Genomic DNA, 25,517 nt, shown 5'->3' on the forward strand with positions numbered 1-25,517 from the left:
ACAGGCTAGGCTTTTACTTCCTGCCTGGCTGGGCTGTCGGTTAGTTTCTCCCGCAGGTTTACAAAGAACTTTAGCGTGAACTGGAAGATCGGGCTAAAGATCAAAGTATAAAAGAAGGTAACTACAAACACAGGTCCGCCCATTAGCCAGCCAATTGCTAATGCCACCGACTCCACCATAATTCTCGCTTTGCTAATGGACAACTTTGTCCTGTCAGAAATGGAAAGCATAAATCCGTCGCGCGGGCCAGCCCCTATGCCTCCAGCCACATACATGCCCCCGGCAATGCCACCAATCAAAATGGCAATGATTAGGTAAACATAGTCTAGCCAGCTTCCGGTTTTATCGGGTAATATGTCCAGCCAAAGAAAGAAGTCCATAAACGGGCCAATGAGCAGGGCATTCAGAAAAGTGCCGATGTTGATGTATTTGCTATGCATGAACCACGCCACGCCCACAAGAAACAAACCAGTGACTACACTCCAGGTGCCCACAGTAAAACCAAACTTTTGCCAGAAAGCTACATTCAGCACCTCCCAGGGGTGCAGGCCCAGGTATTTTACTTTAAAAGCAAGTGCGTTGCCCAGCCCAAATAACATCAGGCCCATAAAAAAGAAGGTATAACGAATGATCCAGTCTCTCATCAGAAGTATAAAAAGGATGTTGCCATCCCTGTAAATAAAAACACCTGCTTGCAGGCAGGCGCAAAATTACAAAAAGAAAAGCAGGGAGATTGTCTAAAATGATTGATGCAAGCTAAATCGCATAAACTTTAATCCCAGTCTGTAGAATGGAGACGGAGATTAAAGTTTATTTGTTGAACGTGATCACGCTGTAAAGTTCCGGCTCCAGGAACGGCCCGCCAGGGTAGCTGCCTGTATAGTCGAAATTAACCCACAGGTCGCCGCCTGTTTCGTGGAAGTGAATTTTTCCACCGTTTACTTCATCCGGAAACAACGTTCTGATCGCGAAGCTTACTTTATCTATGTCTTCAACGGTTCCTACTTTTACCTCAGTATACATGTGGCTTGGCGAGATAACAACGCGTGCTTCACCTCCGATAGCCATAACTGAAGAGGCCATCAGTATGGCGTAGTCGTCGCAGTCGCCTGCCAGCAGACCCATACTTTCTGTTGGAGGGGAATAGTAGTCCATGCCCAGAGGGTCGTTTACATACTTCCAGTTAAGGCGGATATGCTTGAACAGTGAAAAATAACGCGCAGCCTTACCAAACTTACGGTAGTACTCATCATGAAAATAGCGGGTAGAGTTCTCAACGGCGAAGGCCCTTACTTTTGGGTGGGTTGGCTGCATGGCGCTTTTTACCCGCTGGTCCTGGAAGTAGGTGCCCCGAACCGGTTTAAAGTAGGATACCTTGTGCGGGTTGCTGGTCATGTTCACCAGCATGGCATTGTAGTCGGCATAGATGCCATCCAGCGTCTGGTCTTTAAACGTCTTGTTAAAGGCCATGATGCTTAACATACCGATAAACATCAGCACAATAAGCTTACGGCTATACTTGGTAACTAAAACAGAAATAACGGCAGCGAACATGAGGCACAGCAAAAAGTGCAGTTCGTAGTCCATCGAGTTGTAAGGTGGAATATAGAAACTGAACAATACAGCCATCGGAAACACAATAATGATCTGTATGAACCGAATGGCAAAGTTCAGAAGCTCGGTAGGTTGGAAAAATCGCGTCATGTGATCTCAGGTTTGAGGGTTCTGGCGCCGGGTATTCTAGCTGCAGGCCATGTTTCGTGGCACGGCAGTAACGCTCTTTAATTTAACAACGCAAAAGGCAGGCCTTTTGACTCCTTTAAGATATAAAAAAATTAAATTTTTTTCATGTTATTTCTTTCGTGGTCTAAAACAGGTAAATTTATACTTCAGCATCAGTAAGTTAACACCGCTTCTTCTATAAAACTATGATATTTGTCAATCCTTCACGGGTAGTGCCGGGCTTTTCCAAATTAGTACAAGGGCAGACAGCCGTGCCTGTACCTCCAGACTCTTCTCACATCTATCATTCTTTCTTTAAAACATACTTTGGAGACACTGTAAACCAACATGGCTATGCGCTGAAGTATGTGGTAAATGGCAGGGAACGTTACACCGTAAATGGCCGAAGACACACCGTTACCGATGGAAAGTTACTTGTAGTAGGCCATGGCAGTGCGTGCAAAGTAGAGGTAAACGAGAATGAGACGGTGGAGGGGCTTTGCCTGTACCTGAACTCCGGGCTGGTAACACAGGCGTGGGGAACACTGGGTACAGAAACAGATAAGTTGCTGGATGTAAGGGAGCTGAATATGAGTGCGCCTGAAGTGTTTGAGCACGTGTTTGAGGCAGATAAAATAACGCTAAAGCCCCGTTTAGATTACCTGCGCTACCAATTGCAGGAGGGGCTGCTCACAGAAAGTGCCCAGACAGAAGAACTGTTCCTGAACCTGGCCGGTGATCTTTGCCGCCTACAGTTCGAAAACCAGAAGCGGGTGCAGCTGCTGCCGGCAACTAAAAAAGCCACCCGAGAAGAGCTGCTTCGCCGCCTGCTTATTGCCCGCGATTACCTGCACGATAACATCACAGAGCCTTTAAATTTAAGCCAACTCGCAGAGGTAGCCGCCTTGTCAGAGTTTCATTTTCTGCGGCAGTTTAAGGCTGCCTTCGGCAAATCGCCCTACCAGTACCTGCTGCAGTTGCGCCTGCAACTGGCACAACACCTGCTGCACATAGGGGGCATGTCGGTAACAGAGGTGGCGCAGGCATGTGGCTTTAGAGAGGTGCAGGCCTTTAGCAAGATCTTTCGGAAAGCTACGGGCAAAGCACCCTCGGCGTACCAGCGCATTATTTAAATTTAGCAACTTTATACCGGTCTTACAGGTGCTATACGCGTAGTTTTAAGTATAAAACCACCCACTATTGCTATGAAGAAGATTACCCTATGGGCTATGGCTGCACTAGCTGTTGGCCTGAGTTTATCCGCAGAAGGCCAGAACCTGAAGCGGCGTCCTTTCCTGGGCGTGCAGATCTTGCCTGTTACCGACTCCCTGGCATCGGCCTATAAAATGAAAGCACCTACAGGAGGTATGGTGGCTGCTGTAATTCCTAATAGTACTGCCGCTGCGTTAAAGCTGCAACCCAACGATGTGATCGTAAAGATTAACGACACGAACATCCAAACCTCCAGCGATGTAGTGGCAAAGGCACGCACCTTTACCACCGGCCAACCAGTAACTGTAAACATCATCCGCAACGGGAAAACACTTACGCTGAAGGAGAAGGTAAAGGAAATGCCGCGCGAAACTGACCCGAACGCAGAAGTGATTTACGATGAAGTGAAAACAGAAAATGGCTATACCCGACTCATCGCTAAAAAGCCGAAGGGAAAGGGCAAATATCCTGCTGTATTTTTTATTCAAGGCTATGGCTGCGGTTCCATCGATAACCTGCCGCCTTACGACCCGCAGCGCAAACTAATGGATGGCCTGGTGGAAAAAGGCTACGCTGTGTTTAAAATGGACAAACCTGGTTCCGGCGATAGCCAGGGCAGCGCACCCTGCACCGAAATTGCCTATGCCGAAGAACTGGCAGCCTTCTCTGCCGGATTGAAAAAGTTGAAGACATATGACTTTGTAGATGCGGAAAATGTATTCCTGTTTGGCCATTCGCTTGGTGGTAACACGGCTCCTATTATTGCCTCGGAATCAAAAGTTAAAGGCATTGTGGTATACGGTGTGGCCGGCAAGCCATGGTATGAGTATATGCAGGATGTATTCCGGGAGCAGCGGGCGGTAGTGGGTACAGACCCGGTGCAGATAGACGAGGATATGAAGGTACTGGCACCGCTTACCTATGAGTTTATGATCCAAAAGAAGTCGCCGGAGGAACTGGCAAAGAACCCGGCGTATAAACCCTACCTGGAGCAAAGCTTTGACTACGACGGCAAAGGCCATGTTTTCGGGCGGCATTATACTTTTATGCAGGGGATACAGGAGGCGCCGCTAAACAAGGCCTGGCGCGATGCCAATACTAACTCACTGGTTATTTACGGCGAGGCAGATATTGCCTCCATTAGCCCGCACAACTCGCAACTGCTGACAGATGCTATTAATACCATGCACCCCGGATCAGCAACCTACAAATTTTTGCTCGGCACCGACCATGGCTTTATAAAAGTAGGTACAAAACAAGACCTGCTGCGCCTTCAGCAAAGCGGAAAGTTCGGCGCTTACATGCGCGATAATTTTAACCCGGCCCTAGTGAATATGGTGGATAGTTGGATGAAGCAGACAGTGAACAACAAAGCAGTTGGCAGCAAGTAAGATTTATACCTGGCTGCTGTGCCTGCCCTTGCTGTTTCTCCTGAGTAGAAGCCAGCCGGCATCAAATCAAGACCAAAAGCTGCAGGCTTTGCTTCAGAACTTTGCTATTGGTTACCGGGCTCTTAATATGCCGGGCGTTACCCTGAGCTATATAGACCGGCTTGAACGAATACAAGATACGCAGGGGCTGGTTAAGCAGGAGCAGCTTTTTAAACAAGCAGCAGCCGATGCAAAAGAAATAGACCCTACAAAACTGACGGGCAAGTATAAAGTATACTACCGGCAACTGCTCTACGAACTGGACCTGAACCAGCGCCGTATTGCGCTTGAGAAAAAGTTTAAACAACAGGCAAAGCAACCTCCTACAGCTGATGGTATACTTTACCAGCCGCTAGGCAAAGAATTTTATACTTACTGGCTGCAGGAGTACCTGAGCCTACCTGTTACACCCGACGAGCTCAAAGCTTTTGGTATGCAGGAGGTGCAAAACGTAAAGCAACAGATACGGCAGGTGCGCAGGCAACTAGGCTATGCCAACGATAGTGCAGGCTTTTACACGCACCTCAACAGCAGCAGGTTTATACTTACCAAAGAGAAAGAGATCATCAGCAGGTATCAGCAGAAGTACGAAATCGTAATGCAGCACTTGCCTAAACTGTTTCTCGTAACAGATATCCGCCCATTATACTTTACCAAAATTGCTGATGCCGACAAAGACTCTCCGCCAGGAGTTTATGCACCACATAACACTACCTTTCTGTTTAACTTCTACCGGCAACGCCACAATACCCGCTCCATGGATTTCCTGCTGCTGCACGAAGGTGTACCAGGCCATCATTACCAGTCGGAGCGGAGGCGGCAGCTGAACAGTGAAAACCCAATGGGCAACCTGTTTTGGTACTTTGCTTACTCAGAGGGCTGGGCAGCCTACACCGAAGAGCTAGGGCAGGAGCTGGGCCTTTACCAGACACCCTATGAATACCTAGGTAAGCTGGAGTGGGATTTAGTACGTTCGGCAAGGGTGGTCATGGACGTGGGCCTGAACTACGACGGCTGGACGAAAGAACAGGCAATGGCTTTCTGGAAAGAACACATCCCTAACCAGGACGACATTGCCCAGCGCGAAATTGACCGCATGTTACGCTGGCCAGTACAGGTGCATACTTATAAAGTAGGCGCAGACTTTATACTTAAGCAGCTACAGCAGGAGAAACAGCAAAAGGGCAGTGATTTTGACATACGTGCTTTTCATGAGGCGTTTCTGAAGTATGGGCCTTTACCGCTGGTGGTGCTGGTGGAGGAGGAGCGGGGGTAGGTACCAGACTAGCTAACTCGGCTGTGAACATTACTAATTAATGTTATGTTATTTTGCTCCTGTTAACGACTCGAAAAGGAGATAGTAGTTTACAGCTTTGCTATAAATTGTATTTTCGTTTACAGTATTTGTCAAACTTCTCGAGTATCTTGCCTCAGGCGAAGGTTCAGAATGATTTGTGTTAATAGTGTCGCTAAAACCTCTGTTCCACCCAAGTCAGCTTTGTTTAGCTGCATTGGGTCTGATTTATTCTTTCCTGCTAATCAAAAAAGGTAAAAGCTGCAACAGCATTTAGAAGTGTTTTTCTATTACACCTTATCATATCATGGACATCTGTACTTATAAGTAAAATATCAATTTTTAAAGGAACGTTACCTTGTATAATAATTAAGATATTTGTGGCTTAGCTATCAGTTGCTTTCCTCATAGTATTGTTACATGAGTTCGCTTTATCAGACTCATTTTTTTTCTGCACTATCCCTTCATATCCTATTTCTTTAATACACGGAGTACTAACTGACCTAATATGTCAAGAAGAGGGTGTACTAATTTTTAAATGGTTATTTGTGAAATATTATGTTTGCTGTATATCTATTTTGCTTTTATTTGTTTTAGTTTGTTTGTAATCATTTGCTTGCCATAATTGTACTCTTCAATACTCATCTTTTGCCTGTTTTTTTCAAGTAGCTTCTCAGTTAGCCTGAAATAGTCTAGAGCTATGGGATTGAATCCTAATTCTAAGTATAAATTTCCTGTCTCAAAAAGATCAAGCAGAGAGGTGTTTTCACTAGGGTTTCTATCAAGCCTATCCTGAAAACTTGTTACAATTTTTTTTGCGTCCTGCTTAAGACCATTATTCAAAAATGTTACAGCTATTCTGTTTATATCTTTAGAACCAAAATTTATACCTCCGTTCTTTTCTAAAGATTTATAGTATGTTATTAGATTTTCTGAATTGAAAAATTGGTATTTAAAATACTCTTTAAAAGCATTCATAACACCTATTTGGAAAACTGTTTGATGAGATTCATTTTCAAAAATATCTTGTTTAAAAACTATTTTGTCTTTTAAAGGCTCTTTTTCAAGGAATGAATTAAACTTCTTGCTATTTGTTAGCCAATTCTCATTCATAGGAGTCTGGCAGGTATAATAAAACTTTTTTGAATTGATACCTAATGTTCCATTCTTACTACTTTCTACTACTATTTTGTCCACTAATTGCCCTCTGTCATAATTGAAATTAGCATCAATCGAGAAATAAACATCAAACATTTCTGGTTTAGTGAGTAAAGTGTAGTTTAGGAAAGTCCCACCGTTTGAGAAACCAATTCCTATTCTGGTAGGTATTGTACGGTATTTTTTTTCAATTAATGGGAATACATTATTACTTATAAACTGCTGAAAAGCGTCAGCATTACCTAACTGTCCTCTCAATTCCTGGAGAGTTTCTTTATGTTTATTTGCAGGGAGAAAATCTTTATTTCTGTTCTCAGAAATTATTCCAACCACAATCATAGGAGCTAAATTGTAGCTTTGAAAACTAATAGTAGAATGGACGGCATCAAATATTTCTCTTTGCTGAGCATCAAGAACATAAGCTACCTCAAATTTCCTCTCAGGATCAACTTTATATGCTTCAGGTAGATATATAACAACTTTCCTTGAACCTAAGGGAAAACCTGCATCAATTGCCAAAGTATCTATACTCTGGCCAAAGGAAATGCTTGTGTAAAGTAATAAATAGAGGAGTAGTAACCTTTTCATTCTTTAAATTTAATAGTTTTTTAGCACAACCAATTCTTAATCAACTTAAGTTGCGCAATTTCACCCGCGCCTTAACATTAAGGAATCTATTCTGCCAAAGGCAGTTTTACGTTTTAAAATTTGCAAACTAAATTCGTAGAGGCGTAATTTCTATGGCTTCCATGTCGCAGTCACCAACGCCTTATACAGGGTGCCAATATAACTTTTCATTGATGCCGACTCTTTTGTTTGTTTCACCGCCTTCAAAGCCATTGCAGTGGGCTTTAACTAAGACATTTACTCTGCCCCGAAACTGATTGGAGGACCTGCTGGTGGAGCGGGACTTAAGTAGGCTATACTGCCACTGTAATGTAAGCCCAACAGCAAACGCAAGCAGAGGCATTACTTTGCCTCTAAAAGTGCTAGCGCAATCCCATTGGGACTACTTTCACAGGCCTCATCTCTTTGCTTATGAAAATCCACGCCGTTTTTGTTGAAGGTTTAGTAATGAACTCATCCTCCATATCTTCGCCAATATCTTGACTTAAATTATTGAGTAGATCGCAATTCAGATAACTAGCGCACAACTCATGTTCTAGAAATCTCTCCCAAGAGTCTGACAGAGTAGTTTAAATGAGTGTAATTAGATGACTACTAATTACACTCATCTACTCATTCAAAATTTCAATCCTATTGATACTGAATATACATCGGCGTTGGCTTCAGGGCCAGCACCTCTTCCGGAGTCATTAGGCGGGAGTTGTTTTTAGTGTCGTTCTTGTAAAAGATCTTGAAGCCTGTAAACTGCACCGGCTCGTTTTTGATATAGCGGCGGAAGGTGTCTTTTTTAAGGGCAGGAGGTCCCCAGCCATCCATGTGCATTACTACCTGTACATCTGGCCTAAGTGTGATGTTTTCGGTGTTGGTGATCATCCCTTGTGTAAAACGGTGCACGATAAGCAATTTAGGCGGCAGGTTGTGCTGCTTTGCTACGTCAGATAAGAACTTTGTGGCATAGTTAATGTCTGCGGCATCAAAGGTGCCAATACGTCGGCCTGGTACACCACCGTTCTTCATCGAGAACTCCGCATCGATACCCAGGTGTACTTGCGGCAGTTTCAGGAACTGTTCTAACCGTGGAAGCTCTTCCTGCAGCGTGCTTTGGCCTACCTGGACATCCAGAAAAACAATGGCATCGCGCTTGGCGGCCATCGCCAATACATCCTCAATCATCTTGTCGGTCATGCGCAGGCGGTATTTACCTCCGGCACTTGGTTTGCCTTGCGCGGTAACTACTATAGCATGTAGGGCGGGTTGAATAGGTGTAACAGGGTCAGCTTTTCGCCAGTTTTCTATTTCCTGGTCCAGCTTGCTAAGCATTTCGTCTACAGGATACTCGCCTAAAATACCCATTCGCTTAGACAGTGGGTTACCATAATAGGCAAGTATACGTTTGTGCGGAAGTATGGCGCCAGGCAAAGGCTTAGGGCCTGGGTAAGTATAACCTGTATCCGGTGCTGTCGTTTCTGGTGCAGTAGCTAATGCTGCTGCCGTGTCCGGACTGGCAACTGCCTGTGTGTCGGGGGCAGGAGCGGGAATAGTGGCTGTATCTAAAGCTACCTGATCATGGTTAGGCAGTGTAGCAGAGTTAGCTTCGCGATCCTGGGAACAGGAGGCCGTTAGCAGCAAACCACAAAGTATAGTTGCTGTCTGTAGGGCATAATGTTTAAGGTAGCTGGTGCTGGTAAATGTGTTATTCGGCAAAAGTCGTAGCGGCTTCATCTAAAGTAAACGTATATGGAATTTATACGCTTAAGATAGGTAATTCTACAGACAAAGAAGGCAGGCAGCTACTTTTATTAGTTAAAATTTCAAGTATGGGTGTAATGGCGCTTCAGCCATTGGCTTAAGCCAGTTAATCCCGGAAAAAGTACACGTTCTGTGATATTGGCTTGGTCCAGTTTGTCGCGGACTTCCCACTTTAGCCCGGCAGGTATAATTACCCTAAAGTATAAATCATCGTGTTTCTGCAGCCATTGGCTCAGCTCTGTCTTCACATCCGACATCATCGAGAACAAAGCGTATTGGTGCACGATGCGCGCATCCAGCGAAGGCGGCTCCAGGAACATCACATACTCCTCCTCCTGGAAACTCTTAAGTGCTTTAAACGACGGTGCCACCGGCTCGAGTACTTCCGGCGTAAACACGTTAGAGCCTTCCTCTTCCAGAGCCTTCAGAAGCGGCGGCGGCAAAAACTCCCTCGACTTTACATAGTTTACACACCAAACGCAACCGTCCTGGTCAAAGCTGCCCAGGTCTTCAGTTGCAAAATGCAGGGCCACATAAGGAGAGTAGGTCCAGTCGAGGAGGCGGGTGGGCAGGCCATGGTGCTGTGCCAGGGCAAGCCAGTTCCAGACGGAGTTGCCGGAGGCGGCGCTGGTGTGGGCATACTTGCGGAAGTTACGCAGCAGGTGAGGCTCCAGTTCTTCATACTTGCTGCCGATGCGCATAATGCTGGTGTTCAGGTTAAATTCAGAGTTAAGGGTGCCGCGGTATACATAAGATGAACGGAAACGCTCTATCTTATCGTCCCAGCTGTGGTCAAAAAGGGCAGACTGCAGCTCGGTCCAGCTATTAACATGAACATCGTTTGCGTTATAGTCCATTGGCTGATCGTAAGGGTTCGGTTTTACATACTGCTACGGCTGCTGATGGTTACACAGGAAAAAACACTGTCAAGTTTACCACTAATCTTATACTAGCTTTTTCACGGATGCTTAGAAGAACAAATGCTCCAAACGACAAGTGTGGGCATCATACAAACATATTTATAGCATTTCGATATATGCATAGTCTGGTATTTTAATTATTTATTATATGATTTAATTTATAACATGCTTTAGTCACTATCGTAAACCTGAACTATGTTCAATTTCTAAAAACAGACTTATGTTTTATCACGACAGTAAACTACAGTACAAGGTACGTGTAGAGAAACCTAATCCTGCTTTTGCCAATATGCTGCAACAAGCTATCGGAGGCATTGAAGGAGAGATAAGAGTTTGCCTGCAATACCTGTTCCAAGCATGGGGCAGCCGCGGCCCTAAAAAGTACCGAGATATGCTGATGGAAACTGGCACAGAAGAGATCTCTCACATTGAAATGTTGGCTACCGCAGTGGCTTTGAACTTAGAGGGAGCGCCAGTGTCTTTGCAGGAAGAAATGGCTAAAGATAAGGTGATTGGAGCTGTAATGGGTGGTATGAACCCACGCCATGTGCTTTCTTCAGGCTTGGCGGCAATGGCAGTAGACAGCAATGGAGTCCCATTTAATGGCTCGTGGGTAGTAGGTAGCGGTAACCTGGCGGCTGATATGTATGCAAACGTAATGGCTGAGTCTACGGGCCGTTTGCTGGCAACGCGCCTGTGGGAGGCCACTGATGATCCCGGTATGAAAGACATGCTGTCGTTTCTGATCGCGCGCGACACCATGCACCAGAACCAGTGGTTGGCTGTACTGGAAGACCTTGGCGGCCTTAAAGGAGTACATCCTATTCCAAACTCATTCCCTCAGGCTAAAGAAAACCACGACTATAACTATGCGTTCGTCTCTACAAAAGTAAACGATGAGGATGGCTCTATTGAAGAAATGCGGAACGCGCGCTGGAGCAGTGGTAAATCGATGGATGGAAAAGGTGAATTCAGTTTTAACCTAGGCTTACCCCAAGGTGATTTACCAGAGCTTGCGCCACCAGATCCAAGAGGCCATGCACAGGTAGAGCAAATGAATGGGCAGGCCGGTATAATGAATAAGATAAAACACAAATTTTAGCTAAGCAAGCAAGTATAAATAAGAGTGCGGGGAATTAATTCTTCGCACTCTTATTATATATAGGCTAAAACAGCTCCATCTGCTTGCCTGCACGGGTGCAGAAGTGGCTGTAATTAAAGGGCTTTATACTTCTGCCGGCCATATACTTCTGCTTGCTCAGCTTAAACAGCTTTGCGATAGCCTCAGCAAATTTACCCTCGCCACGCATGCGGGTGCCAAAACGGCTATCGTTCAGGCTACCGCCGTGGCAGTCGGCAATTTGGTTTAGCACCTTGGCGGCACGATCCGGGAAAGCTTCTTGTATCCAATCCTCAAAAATGGGACCTATACTTCCGTTCAGGCGAACAATCGTATAAGCAGCGCTTTGTGCTCCGGCCTCGGCTGCCTGTTTTATGATCTGCGGAATCTCTGAGTCGTTGAGGCCGGGAATAACAGGAGCCACCATTACATTTACAGGTATGCCCACGGCACTTAACTGGCGCACCACTTCCAGCCGTTTTGCCCCGGAAGCAGTTCTTGGTTCGAGTTTAAGCCGCAACTTTTCGTCGAGGGTAGTGATGCTGATATTCACGTGCAGTAGGTCCAGCTTATTTAGCTCCTGCAACAGGTCTAGATCGCGAAGTATGAGGGCATTTTTAGTGATGATGCTAACCGGGTGGCGATATTGCAGCAGCACCTCGAGTATCTGACGGGTGAGCTTCTTTTTAGCCTCTATGGGTTGGTAGCAATCGGTGTTACCGGCCAGCATAAGCGGCATCACCTGCCAATTCTGGTTCTCCAACTGCTTGGCCAGCACCTGCGGCGCATTTTCCTTTACAATAATCTTGCGTTCAAAGTCCAGACCTGCGCCGTAGCCCCAGTACTGGTGCGTGTTGCGGGCATAGCAGTAAATGCAACCGTGCTCACAGCCTTGGTAGGGGTTAAGGGAGTAGCTCAGGCCAATGTCAGGGCTTTCTACTTTATTCACGATTTTCTTCGGATGCTCTGCCAGAAACTCCGTTTTAGAATTCGACAGCATCGCTTCATCTAATCCCTCGATATGCTCCGCTACATACTCCTGCTTTAAGTATGGGTTTGCCGGATTATACTGTGCGCCTCGCCCTTTTAAGTATTCTTCTGCTTTCATCTTAGTTTATACTTGTGCTAATTTAATTAGTTTTAGCTAATAAAATTAGTTTCAAGATAATTTTTAATATAAGTAGCAGAAACCTAAAATGTAACTGCAGTAGGACTTAGAGAGTTAAAGAGGGAATAGTAACAGAAAAGTACAAGCACGATGAAGCACAAAGGCAAAGTATGGTTTATTACAGGAGTGTCCAGTGGTTTTGGGCGCGAATTAGCAAAGGAAGTGGCAGCTCACGGAGATAAAGTAATTGGCACCGTCCGGAAAAAAGAGCAGGTGCAGGAGTTTAATGACATTGCACCGGGAATAACCTTTGCCCATGTGCTGGATGTAACACAACGTGCCGATGTTATTTCTGTGATGCAGAAGACCTATAAGCAGTTCGAGCAGCTGGACATGGTAGTGAACAATGCAGGGTTTGGCTTTTTGGGTGCAATAGAAGAGGCAAGTGTAGTTGAGGTGCGCGAGGTGATGGAAACAAATTTTTATGGGGCGCTACACGTAACGCAGGCTGCGCTACCAATCTTTAGAGAACAGAAACACGGCCATTTTCTACAGATCTCTTCTGTGGCTGGCTTCCGTGGTACCCAGGGCTTTGGCGTGTACAATGCCAGTAAATTTGCGCTGGAGGGCTTTAGCGAGGCACTGGCACAGGAAGTGGCGCCCTTTAATATAAAAGTTACGATAGTAGAACCGGGGCCGTTCCGTACCAATTTTGCCGGACCAAGTATAAAAAGGGCTGATGATCATATAGATGCCTATGCCGAAACAGCAGGTGCTTTTGAACGAGCTATGCATGAGCGCAACGGAAAGCAGGACGGTGACCCTGCCAAAGCTGCAGAAGTGCTGTGGCAGGTGGTAAACTCCGAAGATCCACCGCTTCGGTTACCGCTAGGCCAGATTGCTTACGAGGCAGTCAGAACGAAAATGCGCAACCTGGAAAACGATCTCTGGAAATGGGAGCGGACCGCTACCAAAACTTCTTTCGAAACATAAGCCTGACTATGAAAAAAATAGCTCTTATCGCTGCAGCCATTGCCTTTCTTGGTAGTTGTAACTCAAACCATCCTGTGGTGCAGCAGCAGCCTTCTACTGTTACCACTCCGGCTGGCTTAACTGTTACGTTGCCTCCTCCCCATGAAACGGAGTCGGACATGAACTTTCCGGAAGTAATTGGCTGGAAGAAAGGAAATAAACCCACGGCACCAGCCGGTTTTAAGGTCAACAAGTATGCTGATGGCTTGCAGAACCCGCGCTGGATATATGTAACGCCGAATGGTGATGTATTAGTAGCCGAGGCAAGTACAGAAGTAGGGTTTCTGAAGCGAATCGGAGCTAAAATTGTAGGCATATCCAAGGCCATGGCTCTAGGCAATAGTGCGAATCGTATTACCCTGTTCCGCGATACAGACGGAGATGGAACCCCTGACTTGCGCAAAACCTTCCTCAGCAACCTGAACCAACCCCTGGGAATGTTAGTGCTGAACAACTATTTCTATGTAGCGAACACAGATGGTGTGTGGCGCTACCCTTATCAGCCGGGCGAGACAACTATTGCTGCAAAAGGGGAAAAGATACTAGACCTTCCGGCGGGTGGCTATAATAACCACTGGACAAGAAATATCATCTCCAACGCCGATGGCTCCAAAATATATGTAGCCGTAGGCTCAGCAAGCGACCATGGGGAGCATGGTATGGATGAAGAGCAACGTAGGGCAAACATACTTGAGATAAATCCCGATGGTACTGGTGAGCGCATTTATGCCAGCGGACTTCGTAACCCGGTTGGCATGGACTGGGCACCTGGTACCAATACCCTCTGGACTGCTGTTAACGAACGTGATGAGTTAGGGGATGAACTAGTGCCAGATTACCTGACTAGCGTGCAGAAGGGAGGATTTTACGGTTGGCCCTATTCATACTATGGTGATCACGAAGACCCGAGAAGGGTAGGAGAAAGGCCTGATCTGGTACAAAAGGCGCTGGTCCCCGATGTACCTTTGGTAGCACATTCTGCCTCACTGGGATTAGCTTTTTATGATAAAGACGCCTATCCGGAAAAGTATAGGAACGGGGCCTTTGTCGGACAGCACGGCTCTTGGAACCGTTCCGAATTAGTAGGGTACAGGGTGGTTTTTGTGCCTTTTAAGGAAGGCAAGCCAACCGGACCTGCAGAAGATTTCTTAACAGGCTTTTTTGCAGACAAACAAGCCGGTGAAGTATACGGCCGTCCGGTAGGAGTTACGGTAATGCCGGACGGTGCTTTGCTTGTTGCCGATGATACCTCCAATACCATTTGGCGTGTGAGTGCTAACAAATAGCCGTCTGAACAAACATTTTCCAGTGTCGGTCCGGAGACTTGCACTACTCATCATAAAACTGATACCTAACTGTATGGCAACTTTACTGGACTTTATCGGCAATACTCCGCTTGTTGAGCTCACACGCATAAACACCAAACCCGGTGTTAAACTTTATGGAAAACTGGAAGGCAACAACCCCGGCGGTAGTGTAAAAGACCGTGCCGCCTACAGCATGATAAAAGGTGCGCTTGAACGTGGTGATCTGAAACCTGGTATGAAACTAATAGAGGCCACCAGCGGAAACACTGGTATTGCACTGGCGATGATCGCTCGGTTGTTCGGCGTGGAGATTGAACTTGTAATGCCAGCCAGTGCTACCAGGGAAAGGGTGCAAACCATGCAGGCCTTTGGCGCCAAAGTTATACTTACACCCGCCGAACGATCTATGGAAGGAGCCATTGACTACGTTGCAGAGCAGGTGAAGCAGGGAGGATACATGGTGCTGAACCAGTTTGGCAACCCTGATAATTACAAGGCACACCTACGCACCACCGGCCCCGAGATCTGGCGAGATACAGAAGGTAAAGTCACACACTTTGTGTCATCCATGGGAACTACCGGAACAATTATGGGCGTATCGCGCTACCTGAAAGAACAAAACCCGGAGGTGCAGATAATCGGAGCGCAACCTGTTGCAGGGTCTCAGATACCTGGCATTCGTCGCTGGCCAAAAGAGTACCTGCCCAAAATTTTTGAGACGGAGCGTGTAGACAGAACCATTGACGTAAGCCAGACCGAAGCCACCATCATGACCAGGAGGCTGGCCAGCGAAGAAGGTATCTTTGCAGGTATGAGCAGTGGTGGTGCTGTGCATGTGGCTTCCAAGCTGATTGAAGAGCTTGAGCACGGGGTGGTAGTATGTATCATCTGTGACCGGGGAGACCGCTATCTTTCCTCCGATTTGTTCTCTCAGTAATCGTGTTGATTTTGAGTTTCTTACACTCAAAACATACTTGTAAATTTGTATCTATAGTAATAAGTGTATATATTGGTGTATGTACATTGAATTGAGATTTAAATGAGAAAAATAAAGAAAATACACAAAGCCGTAAATGCTCCTATGGGAGATTTGGTAACTTACAGAGCAATGCCAACTCATTCGGTGGAGTACATTGATCCGTTCCTGTTTCTGAACCACCACGGTCCGCAGGTGTACAAGCCAAACAACCAGGGGCTGCCATTTGGACCGCACCCGCACCGAGGTTTCGAAACGCTCACGTTTATACTTGACGGCGACATTACCCATCAGGACACTGGCGGCGGCAAAGATGTGATAGAGGCGGGAGGTGTGCAGTGGATGACAGCCGGCTCAGGATTAATTCATGCAGAGGTGTCGTCGGAGAAGTTTAAGAAGGAGGGAGGTCCGCTGGAGATACTGCAGCTGTGGTTTAACCTGCCCGCCAAGTATAAAATGGTGAAGCCGGCTTATGTTGGTTTGCAGAAAGATAAAATACCGGTGGTTAAAGAAGATGAGGGCAAGGTAAAAGTTAATGTTATTTCCGGAACCTGGGCAAGCACTAGAGGACCAATTCCATCGCTGAGCGACATACACATGGCAAGTATAGAGTTGCAGGAGGGCGGCAGCATTACTACAAGTATAGATCCGGAACGAAACATCTTCTTCTATGTAGTGCGCGGGGCAGTAAACGTAAACGGCGAAAAAGTTGAAAAGCTGCACCTGGTGGAGTTTGCCAACGAAGGAGAGGAGATAACAATAGAAGCCACGGAAGACAGCTATATTTTACTCGGCCACGCTAAACCTTTCAACGAGCCTGTTGTAGCCCATGGCCCATTTGTAATGAACACCGAAGAAGAGATACGGGAAGCATTCCGGGATTACCAGCTGGGTAAGATGGGTAGCTGGGAAGAGTAGCCTGAATATTAAGACTACCTGCATATAAAAACAGAGGGAGCGGCATTTCGTACCGCTCCCTCTGTTTTTTTAAAGCAATTCTTCAAATAGAATTCTCCTTATGCTTTTATACTTGCTATCGTTTTCCGGATCTCTTAGGAGCAGCATTTCGGTTGCCAGAAGCAGCTTTGTTGCCAGTTTTAGATGCACCCGGCTTTCCGGTTGCAGTTCTGCCGCCACCGCTTTTTGCACCTCCTCTTGTACCTTTGGCACTACCAGAGCCTGATGTAGCTGGTCTAGATTTTCCGATTCGCTTACCCGATCCACTGAATTCTGCTGCACCTGCCTTGTTCGGTTTCTGATAAGCACTTCTTTCTGTAGATGCTTTTTCTCTGCCTGCGCTTCCTTTATAACCAGAGTCTTTAAAGTCGGACCTGGTTTTTGCGGAAGATTTGTCTGGTTTAGATGATGCGACCTGCTTTAGGCTTGCAATTTCCGGTGCGGTAAGCGTGCGCCAGTGGCCTTTCTGCAATTTGGTCAGGGTGATGCTTTGCACTCTTACACGCTGCATAAAAGTAACCTTGTATCCCAATGCCTCACAGGTCTTTTTCAAACTGTGGTTCATGCCCGGCTCAAGTGTGATCCTGAAACGTGTGGTTGCCTCTTTGTTGATGACTGCCTTCTTCGGGTTGCCTTCTTCAAAAGAAGCACACGCTTCGCTCAGTTTGGCAATAAAGTCTGATGAGATAGGCTTGCTAACGGTAACAACCAGTTCTTTCTCCAGCTTGTTATCTGCTTTTGCCAGCTTACGAACAAAGTCGCTGTCGTTGCTCAGGAAAAGAACCCCCTCATCTTCCCTGTCTAATTTACCGATTGGCTGTAGTGAGGCAGGATGATTAATAGCACGAACCACATTGTCGCGCACTTCCATATCTGCCGTGGCCGATAAGCCGGAGGGCTTATTCAGGACAAGGTAAACAGGGGCTTCATCGCGCACGCTCAGCAACTGATCGTCAATCCGTACTTTGTCTTTTGGGGTAACTTTAATGCCTGCTTCCGGTTCTTTGCCGTTTACAGTTACTCTTCCTTCTTCTATCAGCCTATCAGCCTCGCGGCGCGAGCAAAAGCCGGTGTCGCTGATGAATTTATTTAATCGCTTTGGTTCCATGTTATTTCGTGTGGCGCTATACTTCAGGTATGTAGTTTGTTCCGCGTCCTTTTGTTGCGCCAGATGTTATGAAAAGGCAAAATTACATGAAAAGGAGAGGGAATGAATAATTACGAATGAATAATTAATAATTAGGGGCAGTCTGGCTCACTAAGTATAAACATCTCAGACATTGCTTATATCATGCACCTTAAGTATGAAAATACCTTCTAATTCATCATTTGTAATTCAAACATCTATCTTCTTCTGCCGCCTTTTGCTCCGCCACTTCTTCCTTTTCCGCCTGTCGCAGTACCTTTCGATGCACCACGAGAGCCTCTCGCAGAATTTGATGTCTTAGGTTTGTCACGCTTACCGGCTGCAGCATTTTTACCACCTTTTGGGCTACCTCCAGGTCGTCCGGATTTGGCAGCAGGTGAGCCGCCGCTGCGGGATTTAGGTTTGCTGCTTTTTGCGGGAGCAGGAGCTTCGGCACGTTTTTTACCTATAGAGCCTTCCTCTGTTTTAGTTGAGCCCGCTACCAGGCGTTGCAGTTCTGCAATCTCTGTTTCGGTCATGTTTCGCCACTGGCCTAAAGGTATTTTGTTAAGTGACAAGTGCATGATACGTGTGCGCTGCAGGGTTTGTACTTCGTAACCTAGCACCTCGCACATGCGGCGAATCTGGCGGTTCATACCTTGTGTAAGTATGATCCTGAACTTGTTTGCCCCCAGTTGCTCCACGAAACACTTTTTAGTGTTCACGCCAAGTATAGAAACACCGCCACTCATCTTTTCTACAAAATCCTGGTTAATGGGCTTGTCAACTGTTACGATATACTCCTTTTCGTGCTTGTTTCCGGCTCGCAGAATCTTGTTTACTATATCACCGTCGTTGGTAAGTATGATCAGCCCCTCGGAGTCTTTGTCGAGGCGGCCAACCGGGAAAATGCGTTCCGGGTAATTTGTAAAGCTGATGATGTTCTCGCGTTGCGAGGTGTCGGTGGTAGTCTCGATGCCTGCCGGTTTGTTCAGTAGTAAGTATACCGGCTCCACTGCATCTACCTGCAGAAGGTTTCCATCCACTCGCACCTTATCCTTAGCGGTTACTTTTGCGCCTACTTCGGGACGTTTACCGTTAACCATTACGCGTCCCTGCTCTATCATTTTATCGGCTTCGCGGCGTGAGCAGTAGCCAGAGTCGCTGATGAATTTATTTAGTCTGATCGGTTCCATGTGGTGCTGTGGCTGTTAAAAGCTTTCCGCAAAAATGCCTGCAGAAGCGTACAAGCCATTTATATGCTATACTTATATTTTCAAAAGTACGTTAAAGCTGCTGATTTACCTATTTTACAGCATGCGTGGAAACTAATTTGCTACGGCAGCGCTTCATAAATTACCCTAAACCATAAGCAAGGCATGCAGGAATACTCTATGTTTGAGAGGCTCCCATTCCGGAGCCAGGAGGAAGCGTTAGCGAAAGGCGGTACCATGCTTGCCCAACGTAAGCATAACGGCTGGACAGTTACACTCTATGCTCTTAACAATTCGTTTGTAGAGCTGTGGTCTGGAGAGATGGTGCAGGTATACAGTACCTTTAAAAAGTCAGCCAATGCCGTGGCTATACTTGAGCCTTATGCAGATGTAATAGATGTGAAGGATGTGTTTGATCTTTGGTAGATCTTTTTCATTATTTCCCTTTCCTGACGCAAGTGTTAAGCGAAGAGTTAGTTCTGGGGTATGATGACCACCCTTTAGACATGCGAAAGATATCAGGATGTAGAGAGGTAATATATTGTGTTTCTTTTTCTGATGATAAAGACCTCGCAGCGTCCGGAGGTCCTGCGAGCGTCTAGGGTGGAAGTGCCATCAATAACGTAGCTCACGTCAGACACTCGCGGGTCATAAAGACGCCGCGAGGTCTTTGTAATTCTTGCTTATTTTGAAGGCTCCCTGCCATGTCAAGTCACAGGTTACGCTAATGCCGAAGACTTGCGCCATCGAAAGTATAAAACAGAAAGGACCGCCAATAATATCAATGGCGGTCCTTTCTGTTTTACTTCATTTGCTTTGTAAACTACTCACATCCAATCACCTCACCGCTACCAATTGGGGCACCAGGAGGCAGGTCAAGCGAACGGCTAGGTTTGATCTCTTCCGTTACAGGACGGTTCAGGCGATCCAGTGCAAAGGCTAGGTGTGCCTGGTAAGGACTGCTGCTGCCTTCGTTGCGTTTGCGGTTGGCATAATCCTTAATCTGCTGCAGCGCTGCGGTGGCAATGGCACGTGCCTGGTAAGAGGTATTTTCGTTATGGGCTAGCTGTAGCAGGTGCGTTAATACCAGTTGCTCCGTCTGCATCTGCACTACCTCCTGCAGGCCTTTTTCACGACGTGCTTTCCATGTTTTATCGATTAACTGCTCCGTTACATCCTGCAGGCCAAGGCTGCTGTGGCGGGCATTCAGTTCTACCAAACGTGAGGCGCGTTCCGGGTGCAGCAACAACGAAAGCGAAAAATCAGCTGAGGCCTCAGCGGCTGCCAATGGGTCGAAGGTAAGGCCGGTGCGTTTTGCGAAAAGCTCACGGTTGTTTCCTAAACCTGGGGCACGGGGCGGTATTAGTTTTATTATATCCTCAGGCAGCGTGAGCACTTCCGATGAGATGGTGCGCAACATTCCGTCCAGGGCTTTCTGCTGATCGCTTTTGCTTACCGGCTCCGTTACAACCTGCTTGTCGCCGCGGGTAGCGTACGTATAATTTAACCCACCAACTAATTTTGATGCAGCTTCGGTTTGGTAACGGTGGAAGTTATAGATCGGCACCAGCACATCCTCCAGGGTGCTCATAGCTGCTCCGGGCTTAATGTTTTCCTCTGAAAAGTTTTTCAGGGCCTTCTCGCGAATTCGCAGCACATTGGCAAGTTCCTCGGCAGCATTCAAGCCGTTGTCCCATAAGTGTGCAACCGGGTGTGCACCGCCAGCTGCACGTGCGTCTCTGTCAGAAATAAACAGTAGCCCTTCTTTGGCACCTTGCTGCAGAATCTCATTCAGTGCCTTCTGCTCATTCGTGCCTTTCGGAAAATCCTGGTAACCATACATAATAGCCACTTTGTCCCAGGCACCGATACCGGTTTCATATGCTTTGCTCAGGTCGATATTTCCGGCGCGGTTCAGCTTTACCATCGGGTGCGGGTAATCCATAACCGAGGCATTCTCGTTTGAGCTGGCGGCATAGTTGTGCATAATACCCAACGTATGGCCAACCTCATGAGCTGACAGCTGGCGGATACGTGCCAGTGCCATTTCCATCATCTCTTTACTCGCCGGCTTTCCATCTTCGTAAGGTGCCAGTAAACCTTCCGCGATCATGTAATCCTGACGCACGCGCAGTGAGCCTAATGAAACATGGCCTTTCACAATCTCGCCTGTACGTGGATCTACTACAGTGGCACCGTAAGACCAACCGCGCGTGCTGCGGTGTACCCACTGAATAATGTTGTAGCGCACATCCATCGGGTCGGCTGTATCGGGTAGTACTTCCACCTGGAAAGCATTCTTATAGCCGGCTGCTTCATAAGCCTGATTCCACCAACGTGCTCCTTCTACCAGGGCAGAGCGGATAGGCTCCGGTGCACCGTTGTCTACATAATAAATAATCGGCTTCACAGCTTCGGATACTTTGGCAGTTGGGTTTTTCTTCTGAAGGCGGTGGCGGGCAATAAAGCGTTTGTCTATGTTCTCGTCAACAGGGGTGGAGTAATCGAAATAGGAGATGCCAAAGTAACCGGCACGTGGATCCATTTGCCGTGGTTGAAAATTACTGTCCGGCAGCTGTATAAAGGAGTGGTGCTGGCGCAGCGTAAGTGCATTTACATCCGGTGCTACCTCGCGCACGTAGCGTCCGGCATCCTCGCCACCTGTAAACGTGAGGGTAGCTTCAAACTCGGTGTTCTTTGGGAAATTCTTCGTGCGTGGCAAGTATAAGGCAGAGCGGCTGGCGTCCAGCTTATAGTTTCCCTGGCGGCTGCGTTTTATACTTCCCACCACATCATGTGCATCGCGAAGAAGGAAATCAGTAGCATCAACGAGTACTTTATTTCCTTCGGCAGCTTCTGCTTTAAAACCCCAAAGTATAGACTGGGCAAAAGACTCTTCCACGGCACGGCGTTCGTTCGGATTATTGGAAGTAGCGCGGTAGGCCAGGTTTGGCTGCACCAGCATCACTTTCGGCCCCTGCCTGTTAAAGTATACCACCTTAGTGCTGCCCAGTTGGCCACGGTCCAAGCCAATGTCATTAGAACCCAGTCCGGCAGGCAGTGAGTTTACATACAGAAACTCCTGGTTCAGCTTATCGATCTCCAGCCAGATTTTACCGCTGGCATCGTCGTAGTAAAAAGTGAAATAACCGGGGTAGCGTTTCATGCCTTCGGTTTTGGAGGCAATGCTCGGTAGCTTTTGCGCCATGGCCATACTTGAAGAGAGCACAAGCAGTAATAGCCACAGGCCTTTAAATAAGGGTGATTTCATGTTTTATGGTAAGGTTAGTATAGGTTGATGATGTAATATAAGGAATTATAAGGATTTGCTAGCCTTGTAATCCTGTTGTTCTAGAGAGTTGACGGTTCCGGTTTATACTTTCAGCAGTCACTAAAGCCGATGCCAACTGAGCCAAAACTGCACTTTGCAACACTAAATTTCTTATCTTCCCGTATACCAAAAAACCTTAACCAGACACACAAAAATTATGAAAAACACATGCACAATGCTGGGCCTGGGCCTGCTACTAGTGGCTTGCGGAGGAGAAAAATCTGAGTATGATAAATACTATGAGAGCGATTATGAAGCCGATACAACACAAATAACAGGACCTGTGCCGCAGGCCGGCGGAGAGCAGGTTCAGATGGACAAGGGCGCAAAGCTGATCTCTCTTTCAGATTGTCTTGCCTGCCACCGCGAAAACGAAAAGCTGGTGGGTCCTGCCTATGTGGATGTAGCCAACAAGTATGAATCCAATGACAAGAACATCGACTACCTGGCCGGGAAGATCATAGAAGGTGGTTCCGGTGTTTGGGGAGAAGTACCGATGACTCCGCATCCCAACATCAGCCAGGAAGATGCCCGCGAAATGGCCAGGTACATCTTAACATTACGAGATCAATAAGCTTTTTATACTTCCTTCAAGTGTCTTAAACAAATGCAGGACTGGAAGCCTCTGTTTGATGGCAACTCTTTGCAAGGGTGGCACCGGTATGGCAAAGATACCGTGGGCATTGCCTGGAGAGCAGAGGCTGGTGTACTGCACTTCGTCCCGGTCCAACACGACAGAGGTGACCTAGTAACGGAAGAGAGCTTTGAGAATTTTCATTTGAAACTGGAGTGGAAGGTCTCAGAGGGCGGGAACAGTGCCCTTTTGTTTTACGTGCAGGATGATCCGGAGCGGTTTGAGTACACCTGGAAATCAGGCCCTGAAATACAGTTGCTGGACAACCAACGTCACCCCGATGCCTTTAAACCTAAAAGCAAGGCAGGAGATTTGTATGATCTAATAGCAGCAGAAGAAGATGTGGTAAAACCAGCTGGCGAGTGGAACAGTACGGAAGTAATTTGTGACCATGGCCGCCTTAGTATAAAGATGAATACTAAAACCATACTTACCACAACACTCTGGGATGAGCACTGGCAGGAGTTAATAGCGCACAGTAAGTTTGCTGACATTCCGGGGTATGGCTTGTTCAGGTCGGGTAAAATTGCCTTGCAGGACCACGAGGATGAAGTATGGTTTAGAAACATATTTATCAGAGAATTATAGTATTACCATGCCTAAAACCAACTCATCAGACAGCCTTACTGCAACACTTGAACTTGATGCCAAAGCCAGGTTAGGAGAGGGCGCGCTGTGGCACCCAACAGAGCAGGTGCTGTATTGGGTGGATATTGAAGGAAAGGCGCTGCACCTGTATGATCCTGAAACAAAAAAAGACAAAGCCTTTGATGTGGGGGAACGCATCGGAACGGTGGTGCCAGTAGAAAACGGAGGAGCCCTAGTGGCGCTGCAGAATGGTATCTTTCACATCGACACAAGGTCCGGAGAGCTACGTTTTCTTACTAATCCAATCAAAGCAGATGATATTCGGTTTAATGATGGAAAATGTGACCCAGCCGGCCGTTTCTGGGTTGGTACGATGGCCCTGGACACCAGAGTCGGAGCAGCCGACCTGTACATGCTCGACCTGGATGGAAAGGTGCATCATAAGCTGGATAAGCTGACCATTTCCAACGGCATTGTATGGTCGCTTGATAAAAAGACGATGTACTTTACAGACACCAAAACCCAAGAGGTAAAGGCTTATGATTATGATAATGAAACCGGGGAGATAAGTAACGGCAGCGTGATCATCAATATCCCCGAAGAAGAGGGCTCGCCGGACGGAATGACACTGGATTCAGACGGTAATTTGTGGATTGCTTTACATGGTGGTGGGGGTGTAGCAAAGTATAACCCTAAAACCGGAGAGCAGCTGCAGAAAGTAAAAGTACCCACTGACAATACCACTTCCTGTGGCTTTGGTGGTAAAAACCTGGACACGCTCTACATTACAACTGCCAAAGAGTGGCAAAGCGAAGAGAAACTGAAAACCTATCCGAAAAGCGGCGGTTTGTTTTCTGTAAAACCGGGTGTGCGTGGAGTGCCTGCCAACTTTTACAGAGGTCCTGTACAGGGTCTTTCGGCTTAAAAATGACAATACTTTATAACTATAAGAACTATGATACAAACGAAAGGATTCGCGGCCTACGATGCCACTTCAGACTTGAAACCCTATGACTTCGAACGACGTGATGTTGGGGCCAATGATGTAAAGATTGAGATACTGTACTGCGGCATCTGCCACTCAGATCTGCACCATGTAAAAGGCGAGTGGGGTGAAATTTTATACCCATCCGTACCTGGCCATGAGATTGTGGGACGTGTTGTGCAAGTGGGTGCTGAAGTAAAGAAGTTTAAAGAAGGTGATATGGCTGGTGTAGGTTGTTTTGTAGACTCCTGCCGCCATTGCCATAGCTGTCGCGAAGGGCTGGAGCAGTATTGCGAAAACGGATTTGTGGCAACCTATGGCGGTCAGGCAAAAGACGGCAGCGCACCTACACAAGGAGGCTATTCTAACAACATAGTGGTAGATGAGCAGTATGTGCTGCGGGTGCCTATGAACATGGATCTGTCAAGGGTTGCACCTTTGCTTTGCGCTGGTATTACAACCTATTCACCGATCAGGGAATGGAAAATAGGAGAGGGCCATAAAGTAGGCATTGTTGGTTTAGGCGGCCTTGGGCATATGGCGGTAAAAATTGCTGCCTCCAAGGGGGCTGATGTAACGGTGCTGAGTACCTCTCCCGAAAAAGCGAAAGATGCCCATGAACTGGGTGCACATAATTTTGCCAATACCCGCGATAAAGATACGGTCAAAAGTATGGTCAATACATTTGATTTCATCATCAACACGGTGTCTGCCCCGCATGATTACAACATGTACATGAACATGCTGAAGCGCGATGGCACGATGATTCTCTTAGGCGCACCACCGGCTCCTGCTGAGATCATGGCGGGCAACCTGCTGTTTAAGCGTCGCCGTCTGGTAGGTTCGCTTATAGGTGGCATTGCCGAAACTCAGGAAATGCTAGACTACTGTGCCACGCACAACATACTTTCGGATGTGGAAGTAATCCCGATCGACTATGTAAATGAGGCCTATGAACGTATGGTGAAAGGAGATGTAAAGTATAGGTTTGTGATTGATATGGCGAGCCTGAAGTAATTTTGAGAGC

22 protein-coding genes are annotated in these 25,517 nt (G+C 46.9%); 13 read left to right on the forward strand and 9 right to left on the reverse strand.

The window, feature by feature from the left end:
* Positions 1-5 precede the first annotated feature (5 nt).
* Positions 6-644, reverse strand: a complete 639-nt coding sequence (locus H8S84_RS00320) for a YczE/YyaS/YitT family protein (protein ID WP_187065283.1) — start codon at positions 642-644, stop codon at positions 6-8.
* Between the two features lie 166 nt (positions 645-810).
* Positions 811-1,704, reverse strand: a complete 894-nt coding sequence (locus H8S84_RS00325; protein ID WP_187065284.1) for a transglutaminase — start codon at positions 1,702-1,704, stop codon at positions 811-813.
* Positions 1,705-1,928: 224 nt separating this feature from the next.
* On the opposite strand from H8S84_RS00325, the gene H8S84_RS00330 reads away from it, so the two are divergent.
* The 3 genes from H8S84_RS00330 (at position 1,929) to H8S84_RS00340 (ending at position 5,640) form a co-directional block, all read left to right on the forward strand.
* A complete protein-coding gene (locus H8S84_RS00330) occupies positions 1,929-2,855 on the forward strand; it encodes a helix-turn-helix domain-containing protein (protein ID WP_187065285.1) in 927 nt (308 codons plus the stop codon).
* A 72-nt stretch (positions 2,856-2,927) separates the two neighbouring features.
* Positions 2,928-4,325 carry an alpha/beta hydrolase family protein gene (locus H8S84_RS00335; protein WP_187065286.1) on the forward strand — a complete coding sequence of 466 codons (1,398 nt, stop codon included), beginning with the start codon at positions 2,928-2,930 and terminating at the stop codon, positions 4,323-4,325.
* The gene (locus tag H8S84_RS00340; protein ID WP_187065287.1) at positions 4,312-5,640 is read left to right on the forward strand and encodes a DUF885 domain-containing protein; all 1,329 of its coding nucleotides are present in this window, start codon (positions 4,312-4,314) and stop codon (positions 5,638-5,640) included. The genes H8S84_RS00335 and H8S84_RS00340 overlap by 14 nt, the downstream gene beginning before the upstream one ends.
* Before the next feature lie 591 nt (positions 5,641-6,231).
* Here the strand turns inward: H8S84_RS00340 and H8S84_RS00345 are convergent.
* The 3 genes from H8S84_RS00345 to H8S84_RS00355 form a co-directional block, all read right to left on the reverse strand.
* Entirely contained in the window at positions 6,232-7,404 is a 1,173-nt protein-coding gene (locus tag H8S84_RS00345) for an alpha/beta hydrolase (RefSeq protein ID WP_187065288.1), read from the reverse strand.
* Positions 7,405-8,073: 669 nt separating this feature from the next.
* Positions 8,074-9,165: a hypothetical protein gene (locus H8S84_RS00350; RefSeq protein WP_230407000.1), complete on the reverse strand. Its 1,092-nt coding sequence runs from the start codon at positions 9,163-9,165 to the stop codon at positions 8,074-8,076.
* Between the two features lie 89 nt (positions 9,166-9,254).
* Positions 9,255-10,049 carry an FRG domain-containing protein gene (locus tag H8S84_RS00355; protein ID WP_187065289.1) on the reverse strand — a complete coding sequence of 265 codons (795 nt, stop codon included), beginning with the start codon at positions 10,047-10,049 and terminating at the stop codon, positions 9,255-9,257.
* 283 nt (positions 10,050-10,332) lie between these two features.
* On the opposite strand from H8S84_RS00355, the gene H8S84_RS00360 reads away from it, so the two are divergent.
* Positions 10,333-11,214, forward strand: a complete 882-nt coding sequence (locus H8S84_RS00360; protein ID WP_187065290.1) for a manganese catalase family protein — start codon at positions 10,333-10,335, stop codon at positions 11,212-11,214.
* Between the two features lie 64 nt (positions 11,215-11,278).
* Here H8S84_RS00360 and H8S84_RS00365 read toward each other — a convergent pair whose 3' ends face one another.
* The gene (locus H8S84_RS00365) at positions 11,279-12,340 is read right to left on the reverse strand and encodes a PA0069 family radical SAM protein (protein ID WP_187065291.1); all 1,062 of its coding nucleotides are present in this window, start codon (positions 12,338-12,340) and stop codon (positions 11,279-11,281) included.
* Between the two features lie 150 nt (positions 12,341-12,490).
* Between H8S84_RS00365 and H8S84_RS00370 the strand changes: the two genes are divergently transcribed.
* The 4 genes from H8S84_RS00370 (at position 12,491) to H8S84_RS00385 (ending at position 16,573) form a co-directional block, all read left to right on the forward strand.
* A complete protein-coding gene (locus tag H8S84_RS00370; RefSeq protein ID WP_187065292.1) occupies positions 12,491-13,333 on the forward strand; it encodes an oxidoreductase in 843 nt (280 codons plus the stop codon).
* Positions 13,334-13,341: 8 nt separating this feature from the next.
* A complete protein-coding gene (locus tag H8S84_RS00375) occupies positions 13,342-14,658 on the forward strand; it encodes a PQQ-dependent sugar dehydrogenase (RefSeq protein ID WP_187065293.1) in 1,317 nt (438 codons plus the stop codon).
* Positions 14,659-14,731: 73 nt separating this feature from the next.
* Positions 14,732-15,616, forward strand: coding sequence for a cysteine synthase CysM (gene cysM / locus H8S84_RS00380; protein WP_187065294.1), 885 nt, complete (start codon positions 14,732-14,734; stop codon positions 15,614-15,616).
* Positions 15,617-15,718: 102 nt separating this feature from the next.
* Positions 15,719-16,573 (forward strand): pirin family protein, encoded by an 855-nt coding sequence (locus tag H8S84_RS00385; RefSeq protein ID WP_187065295.1) that lies wholly within the window; start codon positions 15,719-15,721, stop codon positions 16,571-16,573.
* 115 nt (positions 16,574-16,688) lie between these two features.
* Here the strand turns inward: H8S84_RS00385 and H8S84_RS00390 are convergent, their stop codons facing one another.
* The gene (locus H8S84_RS00390) at positions 16,689-17,720 is read right to left on the reverse strand and encodes a pseudouridine synthase (protein WP_187065296.1); all 1,032 of its coding nucleotides are present in this window, start codon (positions 17,718-17,720) and stop codon (positions 16,689-16,691) included.
* A gap of 236 nt (positions 17,721-17,956) precedes the next feature.
* The gene (gene rluF / locus H8S84_RS00395) at positions 17,957-18,934 is read right to left on the reverse strand and encodes a 23S rRNA pseudouridine(2604) synthase RluF (protein ID WP_187065297.1); all 978 of its coding nucleotides are present in this window, start codon (positions 18,932-18,934) and stop codon (positions 17,957-17,959) included.
* A 198-nt stretch (positions 18,935-19,132) separates the two neighbouring features.
* Here rluF and H8S84_RS00400 point away from each other — a divergent pair, with 198 nt between their 5' ends.
* A complete protein-coding gene (locus H8S84_RS00400; protein WP_230407001.1) occupies positions 19,133-19,378 on the forward strand; it encodes a hypothetical protein in 246 nt (81 codons plus the stop codon).
* A 397-nt stretch (positions 19,379-19,775) separates the two neighbouring features.
* Here H8S84_RS00400 and H8S84_RS00405 read toward each other — a convergent pair whose 3' ends face one another.
* A complete protein-coding gene (locus H8S84_RS00405; RefSeq protein WP_187065299.1) occupies positions 19,776-22,223 on the reverse strand; it encodes a zinc-dependent metalloprotease in 2,448 nt (815 codons plus the stop codon).
* A gap of 217 nt (positions 22,224-22,440) precedes the next feature.
* Here H8S84_RS00405 and H8S84_RS00410 point away from each other — a divergent pair, with 217 nt between their 5' ends.
* Genes H8S84_RS00410 through H8S84_RS00425 form a run of 4 tightly spaced genes read left to right on the forward strand, consistent with a single transcriptional unit; the run spans position 22,441 to position 25,507 of the window.
* Entirely contained in the window at positions 22,441-22,857 is a 417-nt protein-coding gene (locus H8S84_RS00410) for a c-type cytochrome (RefSeq protein WP_187065300.1), read from the forward strand.
* Between the two features lie 33 nt (positions 22,858-22,890).
* The gene (locus H8S84_RS00415; RefSeq protein ID WP_187065301.1) at positions 22,891-23,505 is read left to right on the forward strand and encodes a 3-keto-disaccharide hydrolase; all 615 of its coding nucleotides are present in this window, start codon (positions 22,891-22,893) and stop codon (positions 23,503-23,505) included.
* A gap of 7 nt (positions 23,506-23,512) precedes the next feature.
* Positions 23,513-24,430, forward strand: a complete 918-nt coding sequence (locus H8S84_RS00420) for an SMP-30/gluconolactonase/LRE family protein (protein WP_187065302.1) — start codon at positions 23,513-23,515, stop codon at positions 24,428-24,430.
* A gap of 30 nt (positions 24,431-24,460) precedes the next feature.
* Positions 24,461-25,507 carry an NAD(P)-dependent alcohol dehydrogenase gene (locus H8S84_RS00425; RefSeq protein ID WP_187065303.1) on the forward strand — a complete coding sequence of 349 codons (1,047 nt, stop codon included), beginning with the start codon at positions 24,461-24,463 and terminating at the stop codon, positions 25,505-25,507.
* Positions 25,508-25,517: the final 10 nt, after the last annotated feature.

Source organism: Pontibacter cellulosilyticus, assembly GCF_014306105.1.
Classification (GTDB): Bacteria; Bacteroidota; Bacteroidia; order Cytophagales; family Hymenobacteraceae; genus Pontibacter; species Pontibacter cellulosilyticus.

Coding starts and splice junctions, on each gene's coding strand:
- H8S84_RS00390 (WP_187065296.1), bottom strand. CDS start 17,720: ATGGAACCAAAGCGATTAAATAAATTCATCAGCGACACCGGCTTTTGC.
- H8S84_RS00335 (WP_187065286.1), top strand. CDS start 2,928: ATGAAGAAGATTACCCTATGGGCTATGGCTGCACTAGCTGTTGGCCTG.
- H8S84_RS00415 (WP_187065301.1), top strand. CDS start 22,891: ATGCAGGACTGGAAGCCTCTGTTTGATGGCAACTCTTTGCAAGGGTGG.
- H8S84_RS00360 (WP_187065290.1), top strand. CDS start 10,333: ATGTTTTATCACGACAGTAAACTACAGTACAAGGTACGTGTAGAGAAA.
- H8S84_RS00370 (WP_187065292.1), top strand. CDS start 12,491: ATGAAGCACAAAGGCAAAGTATGGTTTATTACAGGAGTGTCCAGTGGT.
- H8S84_RS00400 (WP_230407001.1), top strand. CDS start 19,133: ATGTTTGAGAGGCTCCCATTCCGGAGCCAGGAGGAAGCGTTAGCGAAA.
- H8S84_RS00410 (WP_187065300.1), top strand. CDS start 22,441: ATGAAAAACACATGCACAATGCTGGGCCTGGGCCTGCTACTAGTGGCT.
- H8S84_RS00330 (WP_187065285.1), top strand. CDS start 1,929: ATGATATTTGTCAATCCTTCACGGGTAGTGCCGGGCTTTTCCAAATTA.
- H8S84_RS00345 (WP_187065288.1), bottom strand. CDS start 7,404: ATGAAAAGGTTACTACTCCTCTATTTATTACTTTACACAAGCATTTCC.
- cysM (WP_187065294.1), top strand. CDS start 14,732: ATGGCAACTTTACTGGACTTTATCGGCAATACTCCGCTTGTTGAGCTC.
- H8S84_RS00355 (WP_187065289.1), bottom strand. CDS start 10,049: ATGGACTATAACGCAAACGATGTTCATGTTAATAGCTGGACCGAGCTG.
- H8S84_RS00375 (WP_187065293.1), top strand. CDS start 13,342: ATGAAAAAAATAGCTCTTATCGCTGCAGCCATTGCCTTTCTTGGTAGT.
- H8S84_RS00365 (WP_187065291.1), bottom strand. CDS start 12,340: ATGAAAGCAGAAGAATACTTAAAAGGGCGAGGCGCACAGTATAATCCG.
- H8S84_RS00425 (WP_187065303.1), top strand. CDS start 24,461: ATGATACAAACGAAAGGATTCGCGGCCTACGATGCCACTTCAGACTTG.
- H8S84_RS00405 (WP_187065299.1), bottom strand. CDS start 22,223: ATGAAATCACCCTTATTTAAAGGCCTGTGGCTATTACTGCTTGTGCTC.
- H8S84_RS00385 (WP_187065295.1), top strand. CDS start 15,719: ATGAGAAAAATAAAGAAAATACACAAAGCCGTAAATGCTCCTATGGGA.
- H8S84_RS00420 (WP_187065302.1), top strand. CDS start 23,513: ATGCCTAAAACCAACTCATCAGACAGCCTTACTGCAACACTTGAACTT.
- rluF (WP_187065297.1), bottom strand. CDS start 18,934: ATGGAACCGATCAGACTAAATAAATTCATCAGCGACTCTGGCTACTGC.
- H8S84_RS00325 (WP_187065284.1), bottom strand. CDS start 1,704: ATGACGCGATTTTTCCAACCTACCGAGCTTCTGAACTTTGCCATTCGG.
- H8S84_RS00350 (WP_230407000.1), bottom strand. CDS start 9,165: ATGAAGCCGCTACGACTTTTGCCGAATAACACATTTACCAGCACCAGC.
- H8S84_RS00320 (WP_187065283.1), bottom strand. CDS start 644: ATGAGAGACTGGATCATTCGTTATACCTTCTTTTTTATGGGCCTGATG.